Source organism: Acinetobacter sp. DMC2, from assembly GCF_056314305.1.
On the sequence record NZ_JBQUYP010000006.1, the window covers coordinates 17,872 to 38,012 of the forward strand.

The following is a 20,141-nucleotide window of genomic DNA, read 5'->3' on the forward strand; positions in this document are numbered from 1 at the left end:
CGCATCCAGAGTTTTGCATCTAATTAATTTTCATTATTTTATATAAAGTACAGATTTTATTATCTTTTTATCTTGAATCTTGTGCAAATATTAAGATTTGGACAAATCTTTTTCTGGTTTATACATGAGGCAAATTTAATTTTTATTTTTAAGAGGAGAAATCATCCCTTGTTTAAACGTCCTACAACTTTCAAAAAAATATTCATCGCGACGACTTTGATTACATTCAGCCTCTCAAGTCATGCAGCCCTTTCCTTTGGCAATGCTGAAGAAGGTCAACTTAAAGTAAGTGGTACTGTTCGGGCTAAATATATTTATGATTTTGACTCTGAACCCTCTACCAGTAAATTTTCCTTTAATGACGCAGTATTATGGCTGGACTACAACTCACCGAAATGGATTGGCCATCTAGATTATCGGGTTTATGAGTATTATGGACATTTAGGCGATGCCAACTGGCTAACCGATGCGTGGTTGGGTTATAAAATTAATGATAACAGTAAAATTATTGCTGGCTTAAACCCCGTTCCTTTTGGCTTGGGTCGATTTTGGGGAAATACTTATTATTTAGGCATTGCCAATAGTGCGGGTTGGGAAGATGTACACAACCTTGGCGTAAAATATGATTTCAATGATGGAACCAATGAAGCACAACTCGCCTTTTATCCTACCGATGGTGGTACCTATAGAGGTAAAAGCAAAGACTCGAGTCGATTTAGTATCAACCCTGTCAACGCGGATGACTCTGTACCACAAGGCACCAATACTAAAGAAAAGAACTCCTTTGTTGTTCGAGGTGCTCATACCTTTAAAAATATCTTAGGCCAAGAAAATTTCTCTACCCAACTGGGTGCTTCTGCATGGTATTCCACTATTGAAAACAAACGTTCAGGGCAAGATGGCGATCGCCAAGTCTATTCGGTTTTTAGCAATACCAATTATAACCAATGGAATTTACAGCTTTTGGCTGGTTATCAAGACATCGATAATGCCGACACTGAATATAAAGATCATCTGACTTTAGGTGGTTTCGATTATTCATTTAACTCTGCAACCAAAGGTCAGATTTACTCAGCCGAGCTCAGCTATTTATTTCCTCAGCAATTTGGCCCAATTACCTCTGTTCGTCCCTATTTAAATTATAGTTCTTATCGAAAAGAGCAAGATGGCTTTAAAGACTCTACCCGTTTTATTCCCGGTATTGCTTTTAACTATCAAAAACTGACGGTACAAGCCGAATTATTGATGGGTAAACATGATCCATACCTAGGAGACAGTGAAGGCCTTGCAGCTGGTGGAAGCAATGATAAATGGAATAAAAAAGCATTTGTGATTTTTGCTTACTACTTCTAAATCCAAAATAAAGGCCAACAGATGTTGGCCTTTGTTTTATCTAGATATTTATTTTTACTCTAGTCGATTACTGGTGAATTATTGAGAGGAAGTTCTGTTTTATCTTCATCAATCACATCAACATCTTGGGCAGTAGGCTCAAACTTAATCACTAGCCCAATCACAATTAAAGGAATAAATGCAAAGATAGAAATTATTAGGTAAACATCGGTTTTGTAACCCGCCATCCAAATTGGTAAAACAAACAAGGCAATGGCTTGAGCAACACCTGTTACGGCACGGTTAAAGCCAACACCAACACCACGAATCGAAGCTGGATAAGCCATAGTAGGATAAACCATCATTTGTGCCCCAGGCCCAAAGCCTTCGGCAAAAAGCCACAAACCCAGCATTCCAATTGCGGTGTAGAGTAAAAAGCTATTACCGGGTTCACCAATCAATGCCAAAGCAATGAGAGCAATAAACTGAAGTAAAAAGCCTGTAAGCAACACATGACGAGATTTAAATCTGCTGGCAACAAATACACCTAATAGTCCGCCCGTAAATGCAAACAGTAAATTAAGCCCAAGTGTGGTGGTAATGGTCGTCAAGACATCAGTATGAAAAAACCGTGTTAAAATAGAAGGCAAAAAGAAAGCAATGGTCGTGTACTGAAATGCCACCGAAATGTGAATCACAATTGCCACAATAGTTCTTGGCAAATAGGTTTTATTAAATAAAACTGCAAAACCCTCGCGCTTTTTCTTATCGCTAGTTCTTTCTACTTTTTCAACTGTAGCAACTGCATGAATTGCATAGGATTCTTGTAGAACTTTAGCTGCGCCTTTTAAATCGCCTTGGTTTGCAAGCCAAATAGGTGATTCAGTTAAATATTTACCGCGAATAAAAATAATGAGTAACGCTGGTACTGCTCCAAAAATTAAAGATGCTCGCCATAACCAGTTGCTATGCTCAGGGGGTAAAAGAAAATAAAGCGCCAGAACTAGACCAAAACATACCGAAGAAGCGGCATACCACATTGGGCACCATGCGGCTAAACGTGCTGCTTTGTTGCTACTACCGTTAAATTTGGAAAACTCAGATAAGTATGACATTGCGACAGGCAAATCAATACCGACACTAATTCCCATAATAAATCGGGCTAAAATCAAAACCCAGACATTCGGTGCAAAGCCTGCGACAATTGCCGCAATGACAAAGAGCACCATGTCTGCCATAAAGACCCGATAACGGCCGATTTTATCTGTCAGCCAACCACCAATCAGGTTACCAACAATGGTTCCGCAGACAATGGCTGAAGCCACCACACCAGTCATGACAGGGCTTAAAGAAAATTCTGAGATAACTTGTTCAATACCAAAGGACAGCGTTGTTAAATCATAGGCATCAATAAACACCCCAATGAGTGCCAACCAAATAACTTTATTCGATTTACCCTTCCCTGCAAATTTTGAAATTAATTGTGAAACATCATCGGGAGATTTAATTTCATAACGGTGGTTATGATCGAGTTCTTGTGTGCTCACTTAATAATTCCTGTATTTTAATAACAGAAACAAAATAATGATTATTCACATCATACAAAAACAAATTAATCTGATGTTTTAATCTAAATTATAGAATTATCTTTTCATTATTAACTCAGCAATAAAACCGATATAAAAAAGACAAAATAAAAGCTGGTATTTAACCAGCTATTTATTTAAAGGCTTCCTAAAATATTAACTTGCCTCAGCAAGTTTTAATTCCTTTAGATTACGATATTTTGCACCGCGGTGATTTTCAGGCAAATATGGCCCAGCACCAAATAATTTCTCTCTTAATGTTCCTTGTGCATACGACGTTTGATATACCCCTCGTTTTTGCAACTCTGGCACAATAAACTCAACCACATCAGCAAAGGTTTGATGAGCCAAAATGTAGGCAAGGTTAAAGCCATCGACATCGGTATCTTCAACCCATTGTTGTAGAGCATCCGAAACGGTTTCTGCCGAACCCACTAACACAGGTCCATTACCACCTAAGCTGTTCCAATTTGCAATTTCTTCAATGGTCCAAACACGCTCAGGATCTGCATTTACGTAAGAATCTAATAAAGATTGAATGGCATTGGTTTGAATATATTCAACTTTGTCAGTGGGTTGATATTGTGAAAAATCGACACCAGACCAGCCAGACAGTAAGGTTAAAGCCCCATCGTAGCTTCCATAACTTTGATATTCTTTAAACTTAGCCTGTGCTTTTGCATCGGTTTCATCAGTGACAATCGACAAAAGTGCATAAATTTTAACTGAGTACGGGTCGCGGCCTTCTTGAGCCAATTTTTGGCGAATACCCTGCACCACTTTTTTAGTGGCAATTTTAGACGGCGCTGCAATAAATACACACTCGGCATTTTGACTTGCAAACTTCTGCCCGCGTGAAGATGCGCCTGCTTGGTAGAGTACTGGGGTTCGCTGCGGTGATGGTTCACAAATATGGATGCCCGGTACAGTAAAATATTTACCCTCGTGTTGAATTGGGTGTACTTTTTTATGGTCAGCAAAGATACCTCTTTCACGGTCGCGAAGTACAGAACCTTCTTCCCAAGAACCTTCCCAAAGTTTGTAAAGAACTTCTAAGTATTCATCAGCAATATCATAACGATTGTCATGATTAACCTGAGTTTTTAGGCCCAAGTTTTTCGAACCACTTTCCAAATAAGACGTCACGATATTCCATCCAACTCGCCCTTTGGTTAAATGGTCTAGCGTGCTAATACGCCTAGCAAAAGGATAAGGATGTTCAAAGGAAATCGAGGTTGTGACACCGAAACCCAAGTGCTTTGTAACTGCCGCCATAGCTGGCACAATCTGCAAAGGATCATTGACCGGAACTTGTACCGCACCTGTTAAGGCATGTTCAGCGCTTTGATGATAAACGTCATAAATACCAAGTACATCTGCAATAAAAATACCGTCAAAAAAACCACGCTCAAGAATTTGTGCTAAATCTGTCCAATATTCTAAATCTTTATATTCAACAGATCGGTCTTGAGGATGTCGCCATAATCCAGGAGATTGGTGGGCAATACAATTCATTTCAAAAGCATTAAAACTAATTTTCTTAGTCATAAAATATCAACCATCATTTTATTTAATTTTTATACTAAAGCAATTTTTAGGTTTTCTTTATAATATAAACCCCAAACAAAATATGATTTTATTCTAATAGATTTTTATAATTCATTTTAAAAACAAAATAATATTAAGCCACTAAAATAGCAGCTTAATATCTAAAATTATAAATTACTGTTTAGCAACGTTCCCTATCCGCCATTGATAAGGTGGTAATGTGCCATTTACACTAAAATCACCGACAATTCGATTTTTAAATACTCTAGGGTTGTGTGAAGATAAAGTTCGTACATTACGCCAGTATCGATCTAGGCCTAAGTCTTTGTCTGTTGCAGAAGCACCTAAAGCGTCAAATAAAATTGTAGAAGCATTTAAAATTAAATCGGTAATGACCGTTTGTGACTGGGCACTTTCAAGTTCGGCAAGCGCATTTTGTTCCTCTTCAAGCTGCTCATTATTTTGAAATGCAGCCAAGTAAGCACGTTGTAAGCTTTGTGCAACTTTTTCAACAATCGCCCCTGCACTGTAAGCCGCACCACGAACTTGTCCCACGACTTGTAAAATTTGTGGATCCTGTTTTACAAATTGGGCATTTGCATGCGTGTAGTTTCGGGTACGTTTGGCCACAGCTTGCGAAACATCATAGGTTGCAGCACGTCCTAGACCCGTAATGATTGCCAGTTGGACCAGTTGATAGTAAGCCGCTGAATATTTAAAACGATCATCATCAGGTAAGATTTCAGTTTCATCGACCAATACGTCATGGAAATATGCCGTGCCACTTGCGGTGAGTTGCTGACCAAAGCCATTCCAGTCATCAACAATTTCAACACCCTCATCTTCGCGGCGAACAACCACCGAACCCGACTCACCCTTTAAATCTGTTACACCAATTTCAACCCAGTCTGCATATAGACTGCCTGTGGTGTAGTACTTTTGACCTTTAACACGAATTTTTCCGTCACTATCCCGATATAGATGAGTTTCAAACTGATCAATTGACTCTTTTCCACCTTCAGACCATGCACTGCCCACCGTTTCCCCATTGGCAATTCGATTGAACCAACGCTGTTGAAACGCTTTATCTTTACTCACCAACACATCTTCAGTGAAACCAAAGTGCACACGCAAAGCTTGTGGTAAGTTTGAATCGACCTCTGCAAGTTCAATGAGCAATGCAAATAATTCAGGAATGGTGGCATCAAAGCCTCCATGAGCTTTGGGAAGTCTTAACCGTGTAAAACCAACATCTTTGAGCCACTGAAGTTGTTCATAGGGCAAAATATGTTGTTGCTCACGAATTAAAGCCCCTTCTTTAATACGGGCAAAAGTCGGTCTGAAATATTGTGCCAACTCATCATAACGTGATGACGGCCCTTCACCCCACACCCGAGAAATAATTGAGGCTTGGCTAAGTGCTGCATGCGTTAGTGAACCGAGATGATGCTCAAAATTTAAATTTGTCATGTAAGTAAAACCAATATTGCTTTGCTTTTACCATAAAATATTTATTTCACATGAAAACGATTATTTTTTTATAACAGTATTCAAACTTTATATAACGCACAACAAAAGCCTGCCAACGCTAAGCGATCTCTTTCTTGTTAAGGCTATGCTGACTTTGCAATAAGGTTTGCATATATTCTGAATAAACAGATAGTTTTTCGAAAATATGCTCTGAATAAAACATATCATCAATTAAATGTGTCATTTGACCAACGGTAAAGGTATCGCATAAACCAACCAGCGCTGCGTTCATTTGAGCAAACTTCGCGCATAATTTGACGTAAGTTTCATCTTTATTTTTAAATAATAATTTCCGCATTTCTAAGCCATTTAGGTTTTTTAAGTCATCATCTTTTGTGGTTTTAATCCAATAAATTTTGACCTTTAGAAATTGCTCAAGAGCTTCTAAATGCTCGATATCTATGTCTAAACTTGTAATTAAAAAAACGGTAGAAAGGTCACTTCGACACAGTGCTTTGATTAAGCTTAAATAAATAAACTCAACTTCATTAAGCTCTGCAAGTTCCAAATCAATATAAATTTTTAGACTTTCTAAAACTTCATCTACCTTAAATAGCACCTTTTTATCTGCTTGATAATATTTATTGAGAATAGAAAGTACAGGCGCAGTCGCAGGTGTCGTATAAATGGCAGGCTTGTTTAAGTTTGCAAAAATAAAAGGTGAAAATAGGTAGGCCACGCTACTTTGCTGTGGCTCAATATGAGATTGGATTAAATATACAGTTTCAGGTTTGGAAAAGTCTCTGAGTACTTTTGCTCTTAATAAAGTAGCTTCAAAATTAACGTAAGTCTGCTCTAACTGAACCAATATAGAAATAGGAATAGGCTGATTTTTAATAATTTTATGCAGGACATTGAGTTGAGAAGTAATAAACATTTTTTAACATCCAAGCTATTTTAGAAGAGCTACACTTAAATCAGGTCTTTAATAACCTACGTAACAACCAGACCTCACGCAAAACAACAAAGGAATAAAAGAGAAGAAACTATTCTGCGCTTATTACCCAAAGTCGCATTCACTTTGTTTTGGAAAGTGATTTTGGCCATTCGTAAATCTTGTTCATTTATTTTGGACTTTTGAAGAATGGATACATAGCTACAGATATTTGAAAAAAAACTATAGCACACCTCATGAATGCTTCAGACTGTTATAGTTTTATAAAAAATTTCTGTATCTACATATACAAAAATAGTAAGTGCATGATTAAGTAAACTTCTTAAGGTAGGTAGTTTTCATGAGACGATCTATTGCATATCACCAGATATTTCATCAATGTTTCAATGCAACATGCATTTTTACAAATGCAACATCAAGCATAAACTTTGTTAACAGATTGAGAACAATCAATCAGTCTATTCTCTTGAAATATCAAGCAATTATATTGCTTAACCCTGTTGGCATTTTACTTGCTAAGAACATTTATCACAGAAGTAAGTTTAATCGCCAAAATACTTTGTTGCCTGAAAATAAGTATTTAACTCATTTAACCATCATCAGCTAGTTCACAGGGGGAAAGTTTATGAGCCTCGGTCTAACCGCTCTAGAATTAGCGCGAATACAATTTGCTTTTACAGTATCCTTCCATATTATTTTTCCGGCCACTTCCATTGGTCTTGCCTGCTTTTTAGCAGTGTTAGAATGGAAATGGTTAAGAACCCAAAACCCGATTTATAAAGATCTATTTAAATACTGGATTAAGATCTTTGCTGTTGCCTTTGGTATGGGTGTGGTCTCGGGCGTGGTCATGAGTTACCAGTTCGGTACTAACTGGAGTGAATTTTCACGTGTTGCCGGAAGTATTACTGGTCCTCTACTTACCTATGAAGTCTTGAGTGCCTTCTTCTTAGAAGCAGGTTTCTTAGGCATTATGTTATTTGGTTGGGGACGTGTTGGTCCTCGGGCCCATTTCTTCGCAACACTTATGGTTGCCATCGGAACATGTATTTCCATGTTCTGGATTTTATCTTCGAATAGCTGGATGCAGACACCTCAAGGCTTTGCGATCGAAAATGGCATTATTGTGCCAAAAGACTGGTTTGCAATTGTCTTTAACCCATCCTTCCCTTACCGCTTTGCCCACATGGGTGCAGCCGCCTTCTTGGTTTCATCATTATTGGTCGTTGGAACATCTGCATGGCATTTAGTAAAAGGCCGTCGTGATGAATTGGTGAAAAAATCGTTTTCGATGGGTCTCTGGATGGTGCTTGTGACTTCATGTTTGCAAGTAGTGATTGGTGATAACCACGGTTTAAACACACGTGAACATCAGCCTGCCAAACTTGCGGCAATGGAAGGCCACTGGGAAACCAATCACAATGAGCCGATGCCATTATTGCTATTTGCAATTCCAGATATGAAAGAAGAACGTAACCATTTTGAAGTGGGTGTTCCTTATTTGGGTAGCTTAATTTTAACGCATAGCTTAGATGGCCAAGTGACAGGCTTAAAAGATTTCGCACCTGAAGATCGTCCAAATTCAACGATTGTTTTCTGGAGCTTCCGTGTGATGGTGGGTCTTGGTGTACTCATGGTCACTCTTTCTTTAATAGCACTTTGGTTACGTAAGCGTGGAAAACTCTATGAAACTTCGTGGTTCCATAAATTTGCATTGGTGATGGGACCTTCTGGTTATGTCGCAATGCTTGCAGGTTGGGTAACTACTGAGGTTGGCCGTCAGCCGTGGGTGGTGTACGGCATTATGCGAACTAAAGATGGACTTTCACATACGGTTTCCGCAGATCAGGTCGGACTGAGCCTGTTTATTTTTGTGGTGGTCTATACCATCGTTTTTGGTAGCGGTATCTACTACACCTTAAAACTGATTAATAAAGGCCCATCATTCATTGATTCACCAAATGTTGAAACTGGTGGCGTAGGACACTTTAAAACACCAATGCGTCCACTTAGTGCAGTCGATGAAAATATTGACAGCAAACAAAACTCTGGGGAGAACCGTCATGATTGATCTTTCTTTAATATGGGTCGGTATTATCGGTTTAGGTGTCATGATTTATGTGGTCATGGACGGCTTCGACTTAGGAATCGGGATTATGTTCCCATTCATTAAGGACAGCCAAGAACGTGACGTGATGATGAATACCGTGGCCCCTGTCTGGGATGGTAACGAAACTTGGATGGTTCTCGGTGGTGCTGGTCTATATGCAGCATTTCCACTGGTCTATTCAACAGTTTTATCAGCACTATATTTACCGATCATTTTCATGGTGATTGCCCTGATTTTCCGTGGCGTGGCGTTTGAATTCCGCTTTAAAGCTCATCGCACCAAACACCTTTGGGACTTGGCTTTTATCTGGGGTTCAGTTTTAACCAGCTTCCTCCAAGGGATTATTCTGGGTGCCTATATCCAAGGGATTAAAACCGAAAATGGTATTTATGCGGGTGGATCACTTGATTGGTTATCTCCATTTACGATCTTTACAGGTATTGGCGTAGTTGCGATGTATGCAACTTTGGGTTGTGGTTGGCTTATTTTAAAAACTGAAAAAGGCTTACAGCAACGTATGTATGAGCTTATGCCAAAGCTGATTATTGCATTGCTGATCATTTTTGGTGGCGTAAGTTTATATACGCCATTGACTCATCCTGAAATTGCAGATCGCTGGTTCTCTTTACCAAACCTGTTTTATTTTAGTCCTGTACCTATTTTGGTCTTATTGTTTGTTGGCCTTATTTTATCGGCGTGTAAAAAGCAGGATCATGATCTTAAGCCATTTGCATATACATTGGCGCTCGTTTTCCTTGCATTTACTGGTTTTGTGATTAGTTTATGGCCCTATATTATTCCGCCATCAGTCACCATTTGGCAGGCTGCAGCGCCTCATTCAAGCCAGATGTTTGCTTTGGTCGGTGCGTTAATTCTGATTCCAATTATTATTGCTTACACCATTGTCTCTTATTGGGTATTCCGTGACAAAGTGCGTGTAGGTGATGAAGGTTATCATTAAGTATGGAGGGTTTTATGAAAAAGTCATCCGTTAAACTCAATCAAACTCAATGGTTTATCTTGTTATGGCTTGGCGGTTTTTTAGCCTTAGCTGTGATTGCGGGTTTGTTTAAAGTCATATTGATTTATGCTGCCCCTTACTTAAAGTAAATCTATCGTTCTAAACAAATGCCGTTTGTAGATTCTGCAAACGGCATTTATTATTGATTAAGTGCATCTTTCATTTTGTTATTTCGTGCAGCTCATACATGTATAAATCAGAACAACTCGCTCATAGCATTCGCCAACTCATTGAGAGCGGCACTTTAAATGCACATGAAAAATTACCTTCATTAAGAGATCAGGTACAACGCTCTGGCTTTAGTTTAATGACCGTAATGAATGCTTATCAGGAGCTTGAATCACAAGGTCTGATCTATTCAAAAGAAAAATCTGGATACTTTGTTGCCGAGCAAATTGCACTTAAACCTTTAGAGCAATATTCAGTTGTTTCCTTGAATTCTAAAATTGAAATTAACTCATTAGTTTTTAAATATCTTAAATCGATTCAACATGAGTCTGTCGTACCTTTTGGCTCAGCTTTTCCTGATAATCAACTTCTAACAGCCCCCAAACTTATTCAAATTATGGGACAGCTTGCGCGCCAAAGACAAAGTTATGACCAGACCACCAGTTTGCCTCCCGGTAATTTAGCTTTAAGAAAACTGATTGCCCAGCGCTATTGTATGCAAGGCATACAGACCGACCCAGATGACATTGTCATTACATCTGGAGGCTTAGACGCGCTTAATCTTTCTCTACAAGCCGTAGCTCAACCCGGCGATTATATTTTATTACAGCAAACTGTGTTTTATGGCGCTTGGCAAGCTGCCGAACGTTTAGGGCTTAAAGTGATTACTATTCCTGAACATCCGCAACATGGTTTCGATCTAGAGGCTTTTGAACAGGTCATTCAAACCTATCCTATCAAGGTGTGTTGGCTCATGCTGAACGCCCATAACCCGATTGGTTTTACCGTCAGTGATGACATTAAATATAAAATTGCCAAACTGCTTCACGAGCACCAAATTTATTTGATTGAAGATGATGTCTATGAAGAGCTTTTTTATGGCGGCCAAAAACCACTTTCAATGAAGTATTTTGACCAACAAAATCTGGTGCTTCACTGCTCTTCTTTTTCTAAAACGTTAGGTGCTGGTTTTCGGGTCGGGTGGGTCTATGCGGGTAAATTTTCAGACCATATTCAACACTTACAGCTCATGAGTACCATTTCAGTCAATGCACTCATACAAAATGTATTAGTCGAGTTTTTGTCTCATCATCATTATGAAAAACACTTACGCACGCTTAGGCTTTCACTTGAGCGTTATAAAAAGCAGTTTTACCATTATTTGAAACAACATTTACCTAGCTCTTGTGAAGTGTATTACTACCCAAGTGGCTATTTTCTATGGGTCAAACTTCCCATTACCCTAGACAGTATGCAAGTTTATGAAGAGTTGATTCAGCAAGATATTGGCGTTGCACCAAGTCCTCTGTTTAGTGTTTTACCCGCACAGCAGCATTATTTGAGAATCAATTGTTCTTTTGAATGGAACACTAAAATTCAAAATGCATTAGACCAAGTGATTAAAACCATTCAACAAAGAGTTGAAGCAAATCCTTAAAAGAGATGCTTCGACCTAAACACAATTTTATAGTCTTTATTTTGTGATAACTTTATAACTCAAATCTATAGTTTTAAGGGAAACAGGTTCAAGGAATTAATATGGAAATTGATGAAGAACTCACCCTTAAAAAAATACAGATTTTTTTGGCTTTCATGCGCTGTGGAAATTTGTCTAAAACAGCCACAGAAATGCAGTTGAGTAATGTCAGTGTTCATAAAGCACTGCACTCTTTAGAAAGCGCTTTACGTTGCCCTCTTTTTAAAAATGAAGGCCGTAACCTGATTCCTTTAAAAAGTGCTTATGTATTTGAAGAACGAGCGCAAAAAATCGTACAAGACATTTTTATCACTGTAAATAAAACCAGAGAAGCTGCTGGCTTTGCAGCCAAGGTTTTACATTTAGGATCTCTTTATTCTTTGACTGTAAACACAATTCCAAATGTGATTAGCGGTCTTAAGCTCAGACGTAGTGAGCTCGATATTCAACTATTACTCAGTTCAAATCAGGATTTGGTGAAAAAGCTGAAAGCAACGGAACTTGATGCCATTATCGTGGCTTTAAATGAAACCACTCAAGACGATGACTTTGAAATTTTACCAATGTTTTCAGACGACATTTTTTTGGCCGTCAATAAAGATTCTAAATATGCCGAGTTTAAAGATATTGATTTAAGAATTTTAAAAGAAGAGACGTTTCTCACTTTAACCAAAGGATTTGCAACTCATAACGACAGTGACATCATTTTTAAAAAAGCTGGTTTTTCACCTAAAGTTGCTTTGCAAGTAAATGATATTTTTACTCTCATTAGTATGGTCAGCTCAGGCGTAGGCTTTGCACTATTGCCCGGTCGTATTTCTGCGGTTTATGAAAGTTCGGTAAAACTCATTCCACTGAAACAGCAATATCATATGCAACAAGAAATTGGTTTGGTCTTTTTAAAAAGTAAGGAACGAGATCCTAATTTACTTGCTCTGATTGCTGAATGTCGTATGTTTGCATCCAATTTTAAAAGATAAATATCGGCAACCTATTACAAATTAATAAGTTGCCGTTAGACACTTTACAAAGACTTATCCAAAAATCGCATTAACCGTTAAGAAAAAGACAGATGGTCCAAGTAAGCAGCCGAGACCTGTATAAAAGGTTGCAACTAAAGCGCCATAAGGTACCAGTCGTACATCTGTACCTGCCAGCCCAGCAGCCGTACCGCTCGTTGTTCCTGCCAAGCCGCCAAATACCATGGCTGAACGTGGACTTTTTAGGTACATGAATTTCGCAAGTAATGGCGTACCGACCATAAAAAAGACTGACTTGATTAATCCAATTGCAATAGAAAGTGCGATCACATCAGAGCTCGCGCCAATTGCAGTTCCTGTAATCGGACCAACAATATAAGTCATGGCACCAGCACCAATGGTTGTCATCGAGATTGGATCTCGATAACCCATGACCCATGCGACCAAAACCCCAATTGCAAAAGGCACAACGCAACCAAGAATTAAGGCAATTAGACCAATTTTACCTGCTTTCTTCACCTCTTTCACATCAACTTCAAACGCAGTTGAAGCAATAGCTAAATCTCGAATCATTGCGCCACCCAACATCGCAAAACCAGAAAAAATAGCGATATCAGAAATGCCCTTAGTTCCTTGCGTATAAACTCCTGCAAAGTAAGCAACAACCAAACCTAAAGTAATCGCGATTGCAGAACTTTGTAGTTTTCCTTTCGTCAAATATTTTGAAAGTAAATGGGAAACGAACATCATTAAACCCGTTACTGCAAGCGCAGTAACTAATGCATTTTTTGATAACACAGCAATTATAGCGTCCATCATTTAATTCCTTTTTGATTGAACTTTTTGTAGTTTATGTTTGCTTAGGCTATTTTTTCTTTGGTTTCTATTGTCCATTCATAAGTTTCATAGTCGCCACTAATTCTATTTAAATAACGGATGACTAAAACCGTACCAATTAACGATGCAATAGAGACAATTAGCCCTAACATGCCACCTGATAAAGCTGCAACCACATTTTGACCCGCTGACATCGCAACCACGATCGGAATATACATACCTGACCAATACAAAACGCCAAATTGTGTGACTTGAGGTAAGTAACCTTTTCGCGCAAGCAATTCTTTAGTCAAAATCAATAGAATCATCGAAATAGCGACTCCACCGACATTCGCTTTAACGCCTAATAGCATTCCTAGGGTATTGCCAAGATAGTCACCTAATAAATGACAGATCGCTAATATTGCTGTTCCATAAATAATCATTGTAAGTCCCTCATATCCTTGGGTTATTACTCAATTTTTAATTTGTATTGTAATTACAAAGAAGCATTATTTTCGTTTTGCATTGCTAATTGAATGCTGTCTAAACGTGTTCCCTGAAATGACAATACAGTTCCTTCTTTAAACGTTCGACGTGCAAGTGTAGTAAGTACCGTTCCCGGTAAAGCTTCAATCTGCAACCTTACACCTCGCTCCCATGCAGCTTGGATGGTACTTTCCCAATCTACAGTTCGACTCATATTAAAAGCCAAGTCATCACCAATCTGTTCTGGCTTGCCAAGTGTACGAGCCGTTGTACCACTTAAATAACGTATTTTAGGCTGCTTTAAAGTGACTCCCTCCATAGATGCCGCAAGTTGCTTTGCCTGCTGACTTAATAATTCACAGTGCGATGGCACCGATACATCTAATTTTTTTGCCACCACGCCTTGTTGCTTTGCCAAAACAGCAACTTGGTTCATGGCTTCAAAGCTTCCTGAAATAACGATCTGGTTATGTGCATTAATATTTGCGACAAACACCTCTGGCGTTATTTCATAAATCTGTTTGACCCATGTTTCAACAGCTGCACGGTCTGTACCTATTAAAGCTGTCATACCATAGCCTGTTGGATAGGCGTTTTGCATGAGTTCACCTCGATAGGCAACCAAACGAACAGCATCCTCAAAGGCTAAAACTTCTGCTACAACCGCAGCCGACCATGCACCAATTGATAAACCCGCTACATAATCAGGTGTTAAGTTTTCAGCAGTTAATACAGCTGAACTCACCACACCTGAAATCAGTAAACAAAGCTGTACTGCACGTGTCGACTGCAATGCAGCCGGACTATCTAACATCAAGACATCTTTTTTGAGTGCATCCGATGCACGCTCAAGGTATTCTTTAACTAGAGCGATTTGAGGTAAGTCGTGCAACATATTGCTTCGTTGCACACCTTGTCCCGGATATACCCAAATTGAAGCCATGATATCTATTTCCTTAATTCCATGGGTTTTCTACTAAAACAGCACCGTCAGGACGTTTCAATAGAACTTTTCCACTGTTCCCAGCCCATTCTTTTAACGCCAACCCACCTTGTGGAAGTTGAAGCTGTATATCCACATTGAGCCCTACTTGCTGAAAATTTTCGAGTAGCTCAATCGCCTGCTTTTTGGCAAAAGGCTGTTCAGCTCGCATCAACAAATCTATGTCACTTTGAGGAGTTACTGTTTTAATGCCCGTTGCCAGTTCAAACCCGAAACTTCCTGTATATCCCCAACATCCTGAAAAGTTTTTCATAATGCTGGAAATGGTCTGTAAACGTTCTGCCAAGTGTGCAAATTGCTGCGTATCTACATGAGTCAGTGCTTCGGGTTTAAGCTGTCTGTTAATAGCATTTCTTGGCATTTGAGTTGCATATCGTTGATGACGAAATTGTCCTCTAACACCCACAGCGACTTGATCTACAGAAGTGATTGCCCGTCGAACCACAACAGGATCACCTCGCTGTAATACCTCTTTCACCCAAAGCGGAGCATCATCGGCTAAGCAGTCGACCGTCATGCCCCATAGCAAATCATGGGCTTCGAGCTTAAGTTTCATGACCATTGCTCACGCAATAATTCACGGACCCTTTTAGACATCTGACGGTTTTGGCCGTGAAGTCTTTGTTCTAATCCTCTCGATTGATCAGCATGAATCTCTTTAAACGCTTGTGCAATTGCCTGCTTCGCTAACGAAAGATCAGCGGTTGTAGGTTGTTCAGGGTTTTCAACAGATAACAGTTCAGATAACAAACCAAGCGTGGCATAACTTTCAATGTCATAAGCCATTGGAGGAATGCTTGAGGCCAAGTGCTCTAGTTCATCAACCGAGCGTTGGGTTACACGTGCAGCAGATTCCTTACCCATTGCATGCACCATAACACCTGAATCTTTTAAGGCAATAATACGATTGGCTTGGTATCCATGCGCCAAGAAAGCACCAGACATCGACTTACCAACCAATAAACTGACAATAGGATGGCCTGCCAATCTGGCTCTTGCATAGCTGTCTACCGCACCCGCTAAAGCTTGATGAATACCTAATAATTCTTCACGGCGCCCATAGGCCTGACTTGGCACATCAACCAAACATAAAATAGCGCGTTTAGTTTCCGAATGAACATCGGCTTGAATCACTTCATCAACCGCTTTTGCTAAACTCCAGCCTTCCAAGAGTCCAACTTCACCCTGTCTTGCCCGAGGGAACAGATTATTGCTGTCTTGGACAACTGCAATCACACGTACCGCTTGCTGATCAATCTGACCATCAGCTACCCAAACCGAAGCTGGAAAACCTTCAACTGTCTTAAATCCCTGCGTGAGTGCTTTAAACCAATGTGCACCACGTGTAGATGCTTTTAATGTATCAACGGCGATATTCATGCTTGCTCTCCTTGATACAAAGCTTGAACTTGTGCTGGGGTAATCTGCTCAGCAGTATCAACCTGTTGTAGCTTCGATAAATAGAATGAGTAATTTGAACTACGATGCTGCTGAGGTACGCCTTGAGTTAAATAATCGATGACTTGCTGGCGAATTTTCTGGCGATCATCGTCTACATAAGCATCTGCCAAACCACTAGTGAAGCGCTGATTACCACCCGTAATACTCCATATAAATGGACGATCTTTGGCGTTATATTCTTGTACACCAGCTTCTTGTTCAATCACTTGCGGGCCATTTAAACCTAAACGTCCTTCTTGTGTCATTACAATATAGCTACATAGGCCAGCCGCAATTGACATGCCACCAAAGCACCCTACACTGCCTGCGACCACAGCAATGACGGGTTGATACTGCCGTAAGTTCACAATTGCAGCCTGTATTTCAGCAATTGCAGCCAAACCTAAATTTGCTTCTTGTAAGCGAACGCCGCCCGTCTCTAACAATAAAATTGCCGCTGTTGGAATGCCTTTAAGATTGTCTTCAACCGCAAGCTCTAAGGCACCCGCAATTTTGGCACCACCCACCTCGCCTAAACTGCCACCTTGAAATAAGCCTTCAATTGAAATTAAAACCACTGGGCGTTCTTGAATAGTTCCCTTTGCAATCACTACACCATCATCGGCTTGCGGCACAATATTCTGTTTAACGAGCCAAGGCGACATAACACGGGCAAATGGGTCGAGTAATTCTCGAAAAGACCCTTCATCTAATAATGCTTTGGCACGCTCTCTTGCACTCAGCTCAATAAAATCTTTTTTATTTAATAAGCTCTCGATATCAGTCATGAGCAATCTCCTCTAATGCTTGTTCCAGACGTAAGCGAACAACACCAGGGGTTGCACCAAAGTCATGAATATCAATATTGACGGCAGGTGGTATTTGAGCAGTAAAAATTCGTTCAAAAAGATTGTGCCAACGTGCTGCACTGCCATCTACCGAAGTCACTACCTGAATAGAAGTTTTCCCCTTTTCACCAGGTTCCATCAAAATTTCTAAATCGCCCGAGCCAACACATCCTACCAATGCTTTTTTTACAGGTGGCTCTGTCGCTACAAATTCAAAATGAAGTGTTTCCATCATTAAAATCCCTCTTTATTTTTTAAAGATGACTGCTGAGCACGATCTATAAACAATGTTGCTGCCAACAAATCTGCGGCACCACCAGCGGACGCTTTCATCCGAAGTAGATCAATCTCTAAAAGATGCAAAGCGCGGCGACCTTCCAAGCTTGAACTACCGCCCAAATCCAGTACCTGTTGAGCACCTTGTTGCATACGCTTTAAACCCGATGTGCCAGAGCGATAAAGCACACAGGTATCGGTCAAATCAGTCATCATGGCAAGCAAGGCATCTAAACGTGCGAACTCTTCTTTCATGGGTTTACTACGGCTTTGATAAAGCTGCTTTAAACCAAAGTTCACAACGGTTGGAAAACCCTGCTGAGCTTGTTCTTTTGCACCTAAGACACCTAACTTTTTTTGTACCTGCTGACCATGGCTCAACGTCTGCTTTGGAATAAAACGATCTTCAAGCTGAGCAATCTGACCTGCTAACTGACATAGCTCAACAGCCGATAAATATTGTTGATTGGTACGTGCCAATGCCGCCGCCGTCACCATTAAACCCAAGGCCCAAATTGCACCGCGATGTGTATTGACGCCATCTGTCACCAACATCATGACCTTTTCACCTTGGCGACCAATTTCACCAATGTCTTCGCGTAAAGCCAAACAAACTTCACCGTGGTGCATGGCTGCTTGGGCCATTTCTTCAAACATCGGGCGTAAACTTTTTGCAGAGCGCTCCATTAACTCTAAAGTCAGGTCATCGTGTGCACCACTGCCACGGCGATCGACCAAGGCAGGCTTAGGGGTCAGATTCACTTCATCAATCAGAGCAACTACCGCCAAATCTGCCAAGAGCTGACTATCGCTGAGTGTTTGATATTGAACTTGTGCCATCATTACCAACTCCTGAATTTTGCAGGGGGTTGATATAAGCCATCTGACCATGTCACCAAGTCGGCAATATTTTTTGCAGCTAAAAGCTCACGGGTGGCATCGGTACGGCGAATACCTAAATCCTCAGGGAAAACCACCAAACCCTCGCGTCTTAAGCGCGCTGTCGTTTTAGGGTCTTGACTTAAACCGATACTGGTCACGCCTGCCACTGCAGCAATCATGGCTTGGCGCTCTTCTTGGCTGCTTGCTTTATATAGATAAGCAATGCCTTCTTCGGTCAGTAAATGGGTTACATCATCGCCATAAATCATGATCGGTGCTAAAGGTAGGCCTGCTGTTTTAGCAACATCAATTGCATCGAGACGATCCACAAAAGTCGGCTTGCCACCCTCTTGAAAGGTTTCCACCATTTGCACCACTAGTTTTTTACCACGTGCCAAATAGGTTTCAGTTTCATTAGCGCCTTCCAAACGCATATCTAACCATGCTGGTGTATCGTGACGACGGCCACGTGGATCATGCCCCATGTTTGGTGCACCACCGAAACCAGCTAAACGGCCTTTGGTAACAGTCGAAGAATGGCCCATGCCATCGACTTGCAAAGTTGCGCCAATAAACAAATCAACAGCATACTGACCTGCAAGCTGACACATCATACGGTTGGAACGTAAAGCGCCATCACGACCTGTAAAGAACACGTCGGGACGAGCTGCAACATATTTTTCCATACCGAGTTCGGTACCAAAGCAATGCACGCTTTCAACCCATCCTGTTTCAATCGCTGGAATTAGGGTTGGATGTGGATTCAGTGTCCAGTTCCGGCAAATTTTTCCTTTTAAACCTAAAGATTCACCATAGGTTGGTAAAATCAGTTCAATTGCCGCAGTGTTAAAACCAATACCATGGTTTAACGATTGCACATTATGTTTTTCATAGATGCCGCGAATTGCCATCATGGCCATGAGCACATGAACTGGCTTGATGTGTTTTGGGTCACGGGTAAATAACGGTTCGATATAAAAAGGCTGGTCTGCCACAACCACATAATCCACCCAAGAAGCAGGAATATCGACACGTGGTAACTCTGAGACGTCATCGACCAGTTCATTCACCTGAACAATCACAATACCGTCACTAAAAGCCGCAGGTTCAATGAGCGCAGGAGAATCTTCGGTACTTGGGCCTGTATAGATATTTCCTTGGCGGTCTGCCATAAAGCCCGCCGACAGCACTACATTTGGAATGAGATCCACCACCAAACGTGAATACAACTCAATATAGGTATGAATCGCACCAATCTCTAGCAGCCCATCTTCAACTAACTGGCTAATACGCAAACTTTGTGGGCCAGCAAAAGAAAAATCGAGTTTACGTGCAATACCTTTTTCAAATAGATCAAGATGTTCCGAACGCCCAACGCTTGGCATAATCATATGTAAATCATGCAAAATATCTGGATTGGTTTGAGCTAAAGAGCGCGATAAAAAATCTGCCTGCTTTTGGTTATTCCCTTCGAGTACAACTCTGTCACCCGGTGTAATCAGGGTTTCTAAAACTTTAATAATGTCTTGAGTTGGAATGACCACACCATCGGTATATTGGTTTGCCATCTCTAGTTTTAGTTGTTTGGCATGACGCCGCTTTGTCCATAACCGTTCTTTATTCTGAACTGAGCCTTCCATGTGTTTACCTATAGATCGCAGTTTTGTTCTGAATCTATAAAAACGCTTTATGGGATTTCGATCAATCAACCTAGATGAACAGTCATTAACTTCAGGTTAA

19 protein-coding genes are annotated in these 20,141 nt (G+C 40.3%); 6 read left to right on the forward strand and 13 right to left on the reverse strand.

Annotated elements, in window-relative coordinates:
- Positions 1 to 168: 168 nt before the first annotated feature.
- Positions 169 to 1,353, forward strand: a complete 1,185-nt coding sequence (locus tag ACT53H_RS13510; RefSeq protein WP_312823778.1) for a hypothetical protein — start codon at positions 169 to 171, stop codon at positions 1,351 to 1,353.
- A 59-nt stretch (positions 1,354 to 1,412) separates the two neighbouring features.
- On the opposite strand, the gene ACT53H_RS13515 is transcribed toward ACT53H_RS13510, so the two are convergent.
- The 4 genes from ACT53H_RS13515 to ACT53H_RS13530 form a co-directional block, all read right to left on the reverse strand.
- Entirely contained in the window at positions 1,413 to 2,879 is a 1,467-nt protein-coding gene (locus tag ACT53H_RS13515) for an MFS transporter (RefSeq protein WP_312823776.1), read from the reverse strand.
- Between the two features lie 195 nt (positions 2,880 to 3,074).
- Entirely contained in the window at positions 3,075 to 4,466 is a 1,392-nt protein-coding gene (locus tag ACT53H_RS13520) for an LLM class flavin-dependent oxidoreductase (RefSeq protein ID WP_476009392.1), read from the reverse strand.
- A 174-nt stretch (positions 4,467 to 4,640) separates the two neighbouring features.
- Positions 4,641 to 5,936, reverse strand: a complete 1,296-nt coding sequence (locus ACT53H_RS13525; protein WP_476009393.1) for an acyl-CoA dehydrogenase family protein — start codon at positions 5,934 to 5,936, stop codon at positions 4,641 to 4,643.
- A 118-nt stretch (positions 5,937 to 6,054) separates the two neighbouring features.
- Positions 6,055 to 6,873 carry a hypothetical protein gene (locus ACT53H_RS13530; RefSeq protein WP_476009394.1) on the reverse strand — a complete coding sequence of 273 codons (819 nt, stop codon included), beginning with the start codon at positions 6,871 to 6,873 and terminating at the stop codon, positions 6,055 to 6,057.
- Between the two features lie 643 nt (positions 6,874 to 7,516).
- Between ACT53H_RS13530 and ACT53H_RS13535 the strand changes: the two genes are divergently transcribed.
- From ACT53H_RS13535 to ACT53H_RS13555, 5 genes are all read left to right on the forward strand, one after another.
- Positions 7,517 to 8,962: a cytochrome ubiquinol oxidase subunit I gene (locus tag ACT53H_RS13535; protein ID WP_013198175.1), complete on the forward strand. Its 1,446-nt coding sequence runs from the start codon at positions 7,517 to 7,519 to the stop codon at positions 8,960 to 8,962.
- Entirely contained in the window at positions 8,955 to 9,962 is a 1,008-nt protein-coding gene (cydB, locus tag ACT53H_RS13540) for a cytochrome d ubiquinol oxidase subunit II (protein ID WP_174758491.1), read from the forward strand. Before ACT53H_RS13535 ends, cydB begins: the two co-directional genes overlap by 8 nt.
- A gap of 14 nt (positions 9,963 to 9,976) precedes the next feature.
- Complete coding sequence (locus ACT53H_RS13545; protein ID WP_000749813.1) at positions 9,977 to 10,111, forward strand: hypothetical protein; 135 nt, start codon at positions 9,977 to 9,979, stop codon at positions 10,109 to 10,111.
- Between the two features lie 98 nt (positions 10,112 to 10,209).
- Positions 10,210 to 11,628, forward strand: a complete 1,419-nt coding sequence (locus ACT53H_RS13550; protein ID WP_476009395.1) for an aminotransferase-like domain-containing protein — start codon at positions 10,210 to 10,212, stop codon at positions 11,626 to 11,628.
- A 101-nt stretch (positions 11,629 to 11,729) separates the two neighbouring features.
- On the forward strand, positions 11,730 to 12,647 hold the full coding sequence (locus ACT53H_RS13555; RefSeq protein ID WP_476009396.1) for a LysR family transcriptional regulator: 918 nt from the start codon (positions 11,730 to 11,732) through the stop codon (positions 12,645 to 12,647).
- Between the two features lie 54 nt (positions 12,648 to 12,701).
- On the opposite strand, the gene madM is transcribed toward ACT53H_RS13555, so the two are convergent.
- The 9 genes from madM to mdcA are packed head-to-tail and all read right to left on the reverse strand — an operon-like array spanning position 12,702 to position 20,041.
- Entirely contained in the window at positions 12,702 to 13,463 is a 762-nt protein-coding gene (gene madM, locus ACT53H_RS13560) for a malonate transporter subunit MadM (protein WP_476009397.1), read from the reverse strand.
- Positions 13,464 to 13,507: 44 nt separating this feature from the next.
- Positions 13,508 to 13,909 (reverse strand): malonate transporter subunit MadL, encoded by a 402-nt coding sequence (madL, locus tag ACT53H_RS13565; RefSeq protein ID WP_476009398.1) that lies wholly within the window; start codon positions 13,907 to 13,909, stop codon positions 13,508 to 13,510.
- 53 nt (positions 13,910 to 13,962) lie between these two features.
- On the reverse strand, positions 13,963 to 14,895 hold the full coding sequence (mdcH, locus tag ACT53H_RS13570; RefSeq protein ID WP_476009399.1) for a malonate decarboxylase subunit epsilon: 933 nt from the start codon (positions 14,893 to 14,895) through the stop codon (positions 13,963 to 13,965).
- A gap of 13 nt (positions 14,896 to 14,908) precedes the next feature.
- Positions 14,909 to 15,517, reverse strand: a complete 609-nt coding sequence (locus tag ACT53H_RS13575; protein ID WP_476009400.1) for a malonate decarboxylase holo-ACP synthase — start codon at positions 15,515 to 15,517, stop codon at positions 14,909 to 14,911.
- Positions 15,508 to 16,335, reverse strand: a complete 828-nt coding sequence (gene mdcE, locus ACT53H_RS13580; RefSeq protein WP_476009401.1) for a biotin-independent malonate decarboxylase subunit gamma — start codon at positions 16,333 to 16,335, stop codon at positions 15,508 to 15,510. Before mdcE ends, ACT53H_RS13575 begins: the two co-directional genes overlap by 10 nt.
- Positions 16,332 to 17,183: a biotin-independent malonate decarboxylase subunit beta gene (locus ACT53H_RS13585; RefSeq protein ID WP_476009402.1), complete on the reverse strand. Its 852-nt coding sequence runs from the start codon at positions 17,181 to 17,183 to the stop codon at positions 16,332 to 16,334. Before ACT53H_RS13585 ends, mdcE begins: the two co-directional genes overlap by 4 nt.
- On the reverse strand, positions 17,176 to 17,475 hold the full coding sequence (locus ACT53H_RS13590; protein ID WP_000448953.1) for a malonate decarboxylase subunit delta: 300 nt from the start codon (positions 17,473 to 17,475) through the stop codon (positions 17,176 to 17,178). The genes ACT53H_RS13585 and ACT53H_RS13590 overlap by 8 nt, the downstream gene beginning before the upstream one ends.
- 2 nt (positions 17,476 to 17,477) lie before the next feature.
- Positions 17,478 to 18,362 carry a triphosphoribosyl-dephospho-CoA synthase gene (locus ACT53H_RS13595; protein ID WP_476009403.1) on the reverse strand — a complete coding sequence of 295 codons (885 nt, stop codon included), beginning with the start codon at positions 18,360 to 18,362 and terminating at the stop codon, positions 17,478 to 17,480.
- Positions 18,362 to 20,041: a malonate decarboxylase subunit alpha gene (gene mdcA / locus ACT53H_RS13600; protein WP_476009404.1), complete on the reverse strand. Its 1,680-nt coding sequence runs from the start codon at positions 20,039 to 20,041 to the stop codon at positions 18,362 to 18,364. Before mdcA ends, ACT53H_RS13595 begins: the two co-directional genes overlap by 1 nt.
- Positions 20,042 to 20,141 lie beyond the last annotated feature (100 nt).